This window comes from Terrabacter sp. 2YAF2, assembly GCF_052114705.1.
In the GTDB taxonomy this organism is placed as follows: Bacteria; Actinomycetota; Actinomycetes; order Actinomycetales; family Dermatophilaceae; genus Terrabacter.
This window is the reverse complement of the sequence record NZ_JBFRFG010000014.1, coordinates 134,430-144,894: the sequence shown is the minus strand read 5'-3', so window position 1 is coordinate 144,894 and position 10,465 is coordinate 134,430. Positions and strand designations below refer to the sequence as shown.

The 10,465-nt window shown below is 70.6% G+C and carries 7 protein-coding genes; 4 read left to right on the top strand and 3 right to left on the bottom strand.

Annotation, left to right across the window (positions count from 1 at the left end; genetic code table 11):
- Positions 1-53 precede the first annotated feature (53 nt).
- The gene (locus AB4030_RS15695; RefSeq protein WP_442280143.1) at positions 54-1,043 is read right to left on the bottom strand and encodes an integrase core domain-containing protein; all 990 of its coding nucleotides are present in this window, start codon (positions 1,041-1,043) and stop codon (positions 54-56) included.
- Between the two features lie 205 nt (positions 1,044-1,248).
- Here AB4030_RS15695 and AB4030_RS15690 point away from each other — a divergent pair, with 205 nt between their 5' ends.
- Positions 1,249-1,866 carry an ASCH domain-containing protein gene (locus tag AB4030_RS15690; RefSeq protein WP_442280142.1) on the top strand — a complete coding sequence of 206 codons (618 nt, stop codon included), beginning with the start codon at positions 1,249-1,251 and terminating at the stop codon, positions 1,864-1,866.
- 63 nt (positions 1,867-1,929) lie between these two features.
- Here the strand turns inward: AB4030_RS15690 and AB4030_RS15685 are convergent, their stop codons facing one another.
- Together AB4030_RS15685 and AB4030_RS15680 are read right to left on the bottom strand one after the other, a co-directional pair.
- Positions 1,930-2,967: a hemolysin family protein gene (locus tag AB4030_RS15685; protein ID WP_442280141.1), complete on the bottom strand. Its 1,038-nt coding sequence runs from the start codon at positions 2,965-2,967 to the stop codon at positions 1,930-1,932.
- On the bottom strand, positions 2,964-4,379 hold the full coding sequence (locus AB4030_RS15680; RefSeq protein WP_442280140.1) for a hemolysin family protein: 1,416 nt from the start codon (positions 4,377-4,379) through the stop codon (positions 2,964-2,966). The genes AB4030_RS15685 and AB4030_RS15680 overlap by 4 nt, the downstream gene beginning before the upstream one ends.
- A gap of 199 nt (positions 4,380-4,578) precedes the next feature.
- Between AB4030_RS15680 and AB4030_RS15675 the strand changes: the two genes are divergently transcribed.
- The 3 genes from AB4030_RS15675 (at position 4,579) to AB4030_RS15665 (ending at position 10,458) form a co-directional block, all read left to right on the top strand.
- On the top strand, positions 4,579-5,625 hold the full coding sequence (locus tag AB4030_RS15675; protein WP_442280139.1) for an ABC transporter ATP-binding protein: 1,047 nt from the start codon (positions 4,579-4,581) through the stop codon (positions 5,623-5,625).
- Positions 5,622-6,425, top strand: coding sequence for an ABC transporter permease (locus AB4030_RS15670; protein WP_442280138.1), 804 nt, complete (start codon positions 5,622-5,624; stop codon positions 6,423-6,425). Before AB4030_RS15675 ends, AB4030_RS15670 begins: the two co-directional genes overlap by 4 nt.
- Before the next feature lie 145 nt (positions 6,426-6,570).
- Complete coding sequence (locus AB4030_RS15665) at positions 6,571-10,458, top strand: multifunctional oxoglutarate decarboxylase/oxoglutarate dehydrogenase thiamine pyrophosphate-binding subunit/dihydrolipoyllysine-residue succinyltransferase subunit (protein ID WP_442280137.1); 3,888 nt, start codon at positions 6,571-6,573, stop codon at positions 10,456-10,458.
- Positions 10,459-10,465 lie beyond the last annotated feature (7 nt).

The window sequence follows — 10,465 nt, the reverse complement described above, 5'->3', positions numbered from 1 at the left end:
TGTGATGTCTCAGGACATCGGAATGAGCCGGACCTACGGAATGTAGGTCCGGCTCATTCGTTTGTGCGGGTCCGGGTGGGGCGTCCGGTGGGTTGGTAGTCACGGCTGGGGTCCAGGACGAGCTGGCGCAGGAGCTCGCCGGTGRCCGCGTCGATGATGGTGATGTCGAGGTCTTGGATCAGGAGCCGCACGTAGGTTCCGGCGTGGGTTCGGCCGATGCCGATGTGGTGCAGCCGGCCGTTGTGGCGCAGGGTGAGGTTGCCGGTCTTGGAGACCTTGTCGGTGCGGACGCGGTCGTGGGTGTCGCTGCTGCGGTCCCCGGGGGCGGCTTTGGGCCGCGCCCGGTRGGTGGTGGCGGGGGTGGCTCGGTGCGGCAGGGAGCGGTGCGGCCGGTGGTGGTTGTACTGCTCACGGAACTGCTCGAGCAGGGCCTGCAGCTGTGCGATCGTGGCGGGCTGCCGGGGTTGCGCGCGGAGCCATTTCTTCAGGGTCTGTTGGAAGCGTTCGACCTTCCCGCAGGTGGTGGGGTGGTTCGGGCGGGAGTTCTTCTGGGTGATCCCGAGCCGGCGTAGCTCGACYTCGAGGCTGGTCCGGCCGCCGGTGAGGCGGTAGTGGGTGAAGTCGGACTGCCAGGTCTCGTTCGGCAGGTCGGCCTCGAACCGGATGTAGGACGACTTGGGCCGTTTGCTCGGGTCCGGCGTGACGGCGGCATGGCGCACCAGGATCCGGTGGATCGTGGCCCGGGACACCTTCACGCGGTGGCGGTGCAACAGGTGCCAGCCGATGGTGTCCGCACCGGCGTCGTGGCCCTGACCGGTTAGCTCGGTGCGCAGCTGCAGGATCAGCTCGATGACCCGGGCGCTGGTGGCCCCCGGCGAGGTGTGCGGGGCCCGCGAGGCCGGCTCGAACGCCGCTTCCCCTTCGGCGCGGTACCGGGCCATGAGGCGGCTGATCCAGCCCTGCGARACCCCGTACGTGCGGGCAACCTCGGACTGCGAGGAMCCGGCCAGGACGGCTGTGATGACAAGACGACGCTTCGACACCACCGACCCTGCCGGATCCGGTTATGCCGATGACCTGCGACACGCCATTCCGATGTCCTGAGACAGCCCATTCCGATGTCCTGAGATCGGACACTGCCGGGGGCACTGTGGCGCCGAGGGGCGGTCCGCCAGCGTGAGAGCGCCGGCCGACCGCCCCCCGGCGTCTCCCCCGGCCACCACCCGCCGCGCGTGCCACGATGAGGCCGTGCTGATCTCCAAGCCCGTCGCCGAGGCCATCCGAGCCGGCAGGGTCACGCAGGCCTTTCGCCGCTGGGACGCTCCGCGGGTCAAGGTCGGCGGCCTGCAGCTGACCCCTGCCGGCCTCGTCCGGTTCGACGGAGTCAGTCGGGTCCGCGACCCCGACCGCCTCACGGAGGCGGATGCGAGGAGGGCCGGCCTCAAGGACCTCGCCACGCTCCAGAAGTTCCTGACGCCGAGGGAGCGCCAGCCCTCGGCCCGCGGCGGCCGGGGCGGCGACACGGTCTATCGCATCAGGCTCAGCTGGGCCGGTGAGGACCCGCGGATCGCCTTGCGCGAGAGCCTCCCCGACGACGAGAGCATGCGCGACATCGCGACCCGGCTCGGTCGGCTGGACGCCCGAGCAACAGGTCCGTGGACGCGCGAGATCCTCGAGTGGATCCGCGAGAACCCTCGGGTCGTGTCCAAGGAGCTCGCGGCCCTGCGCGGCGTCGAGCTGCTCCCGATGAAGGTCGACATCCGCAAGCTCAAGGCCTTGGGCCTGACCATCAGCCACGACGTCGGCTACGAGCTCTCACCGCGCGGCACGGCATACCTCGACTGGCTCGGGCGCGCCGACGACTGACGGGCGGGGCTACCCCGCGGGGGACGCCGTTCAGCGCGGGGTCAGCGTCAGGTCAGCGTCGGGTCAGCGCTGAGTCGTGTCGGTGACCTCGCCGACGAGCTCCTCGAGGACGTCCTCGAGGAAGACGACGCCCGTCACGACCCCATCTCCGTCGATGACGCGCGCGAGGTGGGCGCCCGTCAGCTGCATGGTCGCGAGCACGTCCTCGACGTCGTCGTCCTCGCGCACGGTGGCGAGCCGGCGCACGCGCTTGGGCGGGATGGGCTGCTCGTGCCGTTCGTCGTCGGCGTAGAGGACGTCCTTGAGGTGGAGGTAGCCGGCGATCTCACCAGCGGCGTCGCGGACCGGGTACCGCGAGAACCCCTGCTTCGCGACGAGGCGCTCGATGTCGGCCGGAGTGGCCCCGAGCTCGACCGTCGTCAGGGAGCGCACGTCGACCGCGACCTCGCGAGCCCGCTTGTCTGAGAACTCGAGCGTCTTGGCGACCAGGCCGTGGCGCTCCTCCTCGATGAGCCCCTCCCGTCTCGACTCGCCGACGATGTGGGCCACCTCCTCGACCGTGAACGCCGAGGTGATCTCGTCCTTCGGCTCGACCCGGAAGAGACGCACGAGGGCCTTCGCGACCCCTTCCATCGCCCGGATGATCGGGCGCAGGGCGCTCGCGATGAAGAAGAGCGGCGGCACGAGCACGAGGGCCGCGCGATCGGGTCCGGCGATGGCGAGGTTCTTGGGGATCATCTCGCCGACGACGACGTGCAGGTAGGACACGACGAGCAGCGCCAGCGCGAGGGCCACACCGCTCGCCCACGCGTCGGACAGCCCCCACTGGGCGAAGATCGGCTCGAAGAGGTGGTGCAGGGCGGCCTCGGCGAGCGCGCCGAGCCCGACCGAGCACACCGTGATGCCGAGCTGCGCGGTCGCGAGCATCGACCCGAGGCGCTCGAGCGCGAGCAGGCACGACTGGGCGCGCTTGCTCCCGGCGTCGGCGAGCGGCTCGAGCGTCGAGCGCCGCACCGCCATGGCCGCGAACTCCGCGCCGACGAAGAAGGCGTTGCCCAGGAGGAGGAGCACCGAGACGAGGTAGACCCAGGGACCGCTCACGACGGGTCCCCCGATCCCCCGGCGGACGGCATACGCCCGGTGGGTCCGGCGGCTCCGTTCTGGGCGGGGCCGCTGTCGCTGACGCGGTGGTGCCCGCTGCCGTCCTGCGGCGCGGACTCGGGGTCCGGGACGAAACGGAGGCGGTCGACCCGGCGACCCTCCATGCCGACGACGTTGATGCGCCAGCCGGGCACCCGCACGACGTCGCCGACGACGGGTACGCGACCCAGGCTCGTCATGACGAAGCCACCCATGGTCTCGTAGGTCGACCCGTCGGGCACGTCTGCGTCGAAGGCGTCGCGCACCTCGTCGGGGCGCCAGAGCCCGGGCACCGTCCACGAGCCGTCGATGAGCTCACGGCCCCCCTGCCGGCTGCGGTCGTGCTCGTCGGAGACCTCGCCGACGATCTCCTCGACGACGTCCTCGAGCGTGACGATGCCCGACGTGCCGCCGTACTCGTCGACGACGACGGCCATCTGGAAGCCCCCCTCACGCAGCTCGCGCAGCAGCGGGTCGAGGCGGATCGTCTCGGGCACGACGAGGCGGTCGGACATCAGCGCCGACACCGGCACGTCCTTGCGCCGCTCGTGTGGGACGGCCATGGCCTTCTTGACGTGGACGACGCCGTCGACGTCGTCCCAGTCCTCGCCGAGGACCGGGAAGCGCGAGTGGCCGGTGCGCCGTGAGAGCCGCAGCACGTCGTCAGCGGACTCGTCGCGGTGGATGCCGGTGCAGCGCACGCGCGGCGTCATGACGTCGTCCGCCGTGCGCTCGCCGAAGCCGAGCGAGCGGGTCAGCATGCGTGCGGTCGTGATGTCGAGGGTGCCCGCCTCGGCCGAGCGCTGGACGAGGCTCGCGAGCTCCTGGGGCGTGCGCGCCCCCGACAGTTCCTCCTGCGGCTCGATGCCCAGCCCACGCAGGAAGGCGTTGGCCGAGCCGTTGAGCACGATGATGAGCGGCTTGGCGACCACGGCGAAGACGCGGACGGGCAGCGCCACGACCTTCGCCGTCGGGAGCGGCGCGGAGATGCCGAGGAACTGCGGCAGCAGCTCACCGAAGATCATCGAGAAGATCGTCGCGAGCAGCAGGGCCAGGGAGCTCGACACCGCCTCGGCCGCACCGGCGGAGAGCCCCAGCCCGGCCAGCGGACCCGAGAGGAGCGCCCCGATGGACGGCTGCGCGAGGTAGCCGACGACGAGGGTCGTGATCGTGATGCCGACCTGCGCCGCCGAGAGCTGGGTCGAGAGCTGCTTGAGCGACTGGAGCACGACCCGGGCGCGGGAGTCACCCTCGTCGATGGCTCTCTGGACCGTGGGTCGGTCGAGCGCCACGAGGGAGAACTCCGCGGCGACGAAGAGCGCGGTGCCCGCGGTGAGCAGCACGGCGCCGAGGACGAGGAGCCACTCGGTCACCGGAGAACCGCCCGTCCATCCGGGAGCCGGTCGCGAAGGAAGGTCATGGTGCGCCCACTATATGGAGCGCGGCAGGCGGCAGGCGGACCGGATCGTCCGGCTCCGCCTCCGCGGGGACGAGGTATGCCGTGTGGTTGAGTTGGGCCCATCACGGCGGGGGCCCGCGGCGCTCGCGCAGGCCGACGGAGGGAGCAGGCTGGTGCACGGACGACCGGAGTTCACCGGGCGCATCGCGGTGCGCGGTCTGACCAAGCGGTTCGGTTCCTTCACCGCCGTCGACCACCTCGACTTCGAGGTGGAGCCGGGTCGGATCACCGGGTTCCTCGGACCGAACGGCAGCGGCAAGACGACGACCCTGCGCATGCTGCTCGGTCTCGTGCGTGCCACGGACGGCACGGCGACCATCGACGGCCACCGCTACGCCGAGATCCCCAACCCGCTCACCGTCGTGGGGTCGGCACTCGAGGCGACGAACTTCCACCCGGGACGCACCGGACGCAACCACCTGCGCGTCCAGGCCGCGGTGGCCGGGGTGCCGGACTCGCGTGTCGACGAGCTGCTCGAGCTCGTCGGCATCCCCGCCGCCGCTCGCCAGCGGGCCGGCGGCTACTCGATGGGCATGCGACAGCGGCTGGGCCTCGCCGGCGCCCTCCTCGGCGATCCTCGCGTCATCATCCTCGACGAGCCGGCCAACGGCCTCGACCCGGAGGGCATCCGCTGGCTGCGCGGCTTCCTGCGCCACCTCGCCGACGAGGGCCGGACGCTGCTCATCTCCAGCCACATGCTGTCCGAGGTCGAGCAGACGGTCGACGACGTCGTCATCATCGCCAACGGTCGGCGGGTCGCCCAGGGCACCGTCGAAGAGCTGCGCGGCGAGCCCACGGCCTACGTCCGCACGTCGGACCCGGACCGGCTCTCCCAGGCCTTGCGCGACCGCGGCCTCACCGTGACGCCGAGCGGGCAGGGCCTGCGGGTCACGACCGAGGACCTCGCGGTCGTCGGCGACGTTGCCCATGCCAGCGACGTCGCGATCCACGAGCTGCGCACGGAGCAGACACACCTCGAGGAGCTCTTCTTCAACCTCACCGAGAGCGAGGAGCACCGCAACCGCAACCTCGACGCTCGCCCGTCGGGCCGCGTCCCGGCCGACCTGCCGCCTCCGAGCGGACCGCCGATCGACCCCGCCCTGCTCGCCGAGCCCACCCCGCCCGCGGGCGACCCCGAGCGCGAAGGAGATCTCCGATGACCGCGGCGGTGCGAGCCGAGCTCCGCAAGCTCTTCACCACGCGTCTCTGGTGGGGCATGGCGATCGCCGTGCTCCTCAGCGGTGCGGCGTTCGCCGTCCTCTTCGCGTTCGTCTTCACGAGCGACGTCGTGCAGGGGCCGCAGGCCGCGGCCGCGCCGCGCACCGACGCGGCCATAGCCAAGGCGGTCTTCACCGGCGGCCTGCAGGTCGGCTACCTGCTGACGCTGTCCATCGGCGTGCTCACGATCGGCTCGGAGTACCGCCACCAGACGATCACCGCGACCTTCCTCGCGATCCCGCGGCGCGGTCGCGTCATGGCCGCCAAGGTCATCTCGCTTCTCGCGATCGGGGTGCTCTACGGCCTGCTCTCCCTCGCCGGCGCCGTCGGCGCGGGCACGCTGGTGCTGACCTCCAAGGGCATCGCCCCGTTCGCCGACACCTCGATCTGGCGCACGCTCGCCCTCTCGCTGCTCGTCCTCGGCCTCTGGGCGCTCATCGGCCTCGGGGCCGGCATCCTCATCCCCAACCAGGTCGCGGCACTTCTCATCTCGGTCGCGGTCGCGTGGATCGTCGAGCCGGTGCTCGGCCTCGTCCTTGCCCTGACCGACTGGGGCAAGAGCCTCTCGCCCTACCTGCCGAGCCGCGCCACCAGCGCCATGCTCGAGTCCTCGAGCGGGGGCTTCAACGGGCAGCCGGTCGACCAGCTGTCCTGGTGGGCCGGCGCCCTCGTGCTCATGGCGTATGCCGCCGTGATGGCCGGTCTCGGGACGTGGCGGACGCTGCGCTCCGACATCACCTGACCGGGCCCGGGCGACGTGACGAAAGCCTCGTCGAACCGCGGGCTCGACAACCGTGCCGCCGTCCGGTATCGCGACACTCGGGTCTAGGCTTGACCCCTGTATAGGCAACGACGCACCCGAGCCAAACGAAAGAGGCGCATTCGCCGTGTCCGATCAGTCCACGTCCGGTGACCCGATTGCAGCATTCGGGCCGAACGAATGGCTCGTCGACGAGCTCTACCAGCAGTTCCTGACGGACAAGACATCGGTCGACAAGGCCTGGTGGGGGTTCTTCGAGGACTACCGGCCGGGTGAGGCCGACACGAGCGCGGCCCCGAGCCGCACGGCGACCGCGACGGCGACGCGGACGCAGACCGCGAGCGCTCCTGCCGGCACCGGGTCGGCGAACGGTTCGACCAACGGTTCGGCTGCGGCCACCAGCGCCAGCACCACGAAGGCACCCGAGGCCAAGGCGGCCCCCGCGGCGAAGGCCCCCGCGGCCAAGGCCGCCCCCACGGCCAAGGCCACCCCCGCGGCCAAGCCAGCCGAGGCGAAGGCCGAACCCAAGGGCGAGCCCACGGCCGAGACCCCGAAGCCGCGCGACATCCCCGCCGTCAAGGGCACGGGCCCGGTCAGCGAGGACATCGTGACTCCCCTGCGCGGCGCGCCCTCACGCGTCGTCGCCAACATGGAGGTCTCGCTCACCGTTCCGACTGCGACGAGCGTGCGCGCCGTCCCGGCCAAGCTCCTCATCGACAACCGCGTCGTCGTCAACAACCACCTGGCCCGCTCGCGTGGCGGCAAGGTCAGCTTCACGCACCTCATCGGCTACGCCATGGTCAAGGCCCTGGCCCTCATGCCGGAGATGAACAACGGCTTCACCGAGAAGGACGGCAAGCCCGCTCTCGTCCGGCCGGCCCACGTCAACTTCGGCCTCGCCATCGACCTGCAGAAGGACGACGGCAGCCGCACCCTCGTCGTCCCCTCGATCAAGTCGGCCGAGGAGATGGACTTCGTCCACTTCTGGACCGCCTACGAGGACATCGTGCGCAAGGCCCGCGCCAACAAGCTCACGGTCGAGGACTTCCAGGGCACGACGATCTCGCTGACCAACCCCGGCGGCATCGGCACCGTCCACTCGGTCCCCCGCCTCATGAAGGGCCAGGGAGCCATCATCGGCGTCGGCGCCCTCGACTACCCCGCCGAGTGGCAGGGCGCGAGCAACGAGACGCTCAACAAGAACGCCGTGAGCAAGATCCTCACGCTCACCTCGACCTACGACCACCGGATCATCCAGGGTGCCCAGAGCGGCGACTTCCTGCGGATCATCCACCAGCTCCTCCTCGGCGCCAACCGCTTCTACGACGAGATCTTCGAGTCGCTGCGCATCCCGTACGAGCCGGTCCGCTGGATCCAGGACATCGACTCCTCGCACGACGACGACATCAACAAGGTGGCGCGCGTCCAGGAGCTCATCCACGCCTACCGCGTGCGCGGCCACCTCATGGCCGACACGGACCCGCTGGAGTACAAGCAGCGCCGTCACCACGACCTCGACGTCACCACGCACGGCCTGACGCTGTGGGACCTCGACCGCACCTTCGCCACCGGCGGCTTCGGCGGCTACCCGTTCCTCAAGCTCCGCAAGATCCTCGGCATCCTGCGCGACTCGTACTGCCGCACCGTCGGCATCGAGTACATGCACATCCAGGACCCCGACCAGCGCAAGTGGATCCAGAACAAGGTCGAGCGGCCCTACGAGAAGGCCAACCGCGACGAGCAGATGCGGATCATGCGCCGCCTCAACGCCGCCGAGGCCTTCGAGACGTTCCTGCAGACGAAGTTTGTCGGGCAGAAGCGCTTCTCGCTCGAGGGCGGCGAGTCCGTCATCGCGCTCCTCGACCGCATCCTGTGCCGCGCCGCGAGCGAGAACCTCGACGAGGTCTGCATCGGCATGCCGCACCGTGGCCGCCTCAACGTCCTGGCCAACATCGCCGGCAAGTCCTACGGCCAGATCTTCCGTGAGTTCGAGGGCACCCAGGACCCCAAGTCGGTGCAGGGCTCCGGTGACGTGAAGTACCACCTCGGCACCGAGGGCGAGTTCGTCTCCGAGGACGGCAGCAAGACGAAGGTCTACCTCGCCGCCAACCCCTCGCACCTCGAAGCCGTCAACCCCGTGCTCGAGGGCATCGTCCGCGCCAAGCAGGACCGACTCAACCTCGGCGGCGAGTCGTTCACCGTGCTCCCCGTGCTCATGCACGGCGACGCGGCCTTCGCGGGTCAGGGCGTCGTGGCCGAGACGCTCAACCTCTCCCAGCTGCGCGGCTACCGCACGGGCGGCACCATCCACGTCGTCATCAACAACCAGGTCGGCTTCACGACGTCCCCGAGCAGCTCGCGCTCCTCGGTGTACTCGACCGACGTCGCGCGGATGATCCAGGCGCCGATCTTCCACGTCAACGGCGACGACCCCGAGGCCTGCGTGCGCGTGGCCGAGCTGGCCTACGAGTTCCGCCAGGAGTTCAACAAGGACGTCGTCATCGACATGGTGTGCTACCGCCGCCGCGGTCACAACGAGGGCGACGACCCGTCGATGACGCAGCCGCTGATGTACAACCTCATCGAGGCCAAGCGCTCCGTCCGCAAGCTCTACACCGAGTCGCTCATCGGCCGCGGCGACATCAGCGTCGAGGACGCCGAGGCCGCGCTGCGGGACTACCAGCAGCAGCTGGAGCGGGTCTTCGTCGAGACGCGCGAGGCCAAGAAGGCGCAGGCCGCCGGCGCCTCGGCCCCGGCCGGTGACCGTGACTCGGACGCCCCGGACAACGCCGGTCTCGAGCGCCCGACGGCGCAGGTCCAAGACGACGTCGCGCCGGTCCGTTCGGCCACCGAGACGGGCGTCCCGGCCAGCGAGATCGTCCACATCGGCGAGACGTTCGTGAGCCCGCCCGAGGGCTTCACGATCCACCCGAAGCTCAAGCAGCTCATGGACAAGCGCGCCCAGATGGTCCACGAGGGTGGCATCGACTGGCCGATGGCCGAGCTGCTCGCCTTCGGGACGCTGCTCAAGGAGGGCACCCCGATCCGGCTCGCCGGTCAGGACAGCCGCCGCGGCACGTTCGTCCAGCGCCACGCGGTCCTCATCGACAAGAACAACGCCGAGGAGTGGACGCCGCTGCTCTACCTCGGCGAGGGCCAGGCCCGTTTCTGGGTCTACGACTCGCTCCTGTCGGAGTACGCCGCCATGGGCTTCGAGTACGGCTACTCCGTCGAGCGCCCCGACGCCCTCGTGCTGTGGGAGGCCCAGTTCGGCGACTTCGGCAACGGCGCACAGACGATCGTCGACGAGTTCATCTCCAGCTCCGAGCAGAAGTGGGGCCAGCGCAGCTCGGTCGTGCTGCTCCTGCCGCACGGCTACGAGGGGCAGGGGCCCGACCACAGCTCGGCCCGCATCGAGCGCTACCTGCAGCTGTGCGCCGAGAACAACATGACGGTCGCCTACCCGTCGACCGCGGCGAGCTACTTCCACCTGCTGCGCCGCCAGGCCTACGCCCGTCCGCGCACGCCGCTCGTCGTCTTCACCCCGAAGTCGATGCTGCGCAGCAAGGCGGCGGCCAGCCCGGTCGAGGCCTTCACGCAGGGCGGCTTCCAGCCGGTCCTCGCCGACCACGACGGCGTCACGAAGGACGTCACGCGGGTGCTCTTCGCCAGCGGCAAGATCGTCCACGAGCTCGACGCCGAGCGGGAGAAGCGCGGCGACACCTCGACCGCCGTCATCCGCGTCGAGCAGCTCTACCCGATCCCGGAGAAGGAGATCGTCGACGCGGCCTCGAGGTACCCCGGCGCCGAGCTGGTCTGGGTCCAGGACGAGCCCCGCAACCAGGGCGCGTGGCCGCTCATGGCCCAGTGGCTCCACGAGGACCTCTGCGACCTCGGCGAGACCCGGCCGTGGCGCGTCGTTGCCCGCAAGGCGGCGGCATCGCCCGCCACCGGCTCCTCGAAGAAGCACGCCGTCGAGCAGGCCGAGCTGATGGAGCGCGCCTTCGGCCGCTGAGCCGGCG

Excerpts from the sequence above, each read along its gene's own strand:
- AB4030_RS15670 (WP_442280138.1), top strand. The coding sequence starts at position 5,622 with ATGACCGCGGCGGTGCGAGCCGAGCTCCGCAAGCTCTTCACCACGCGT.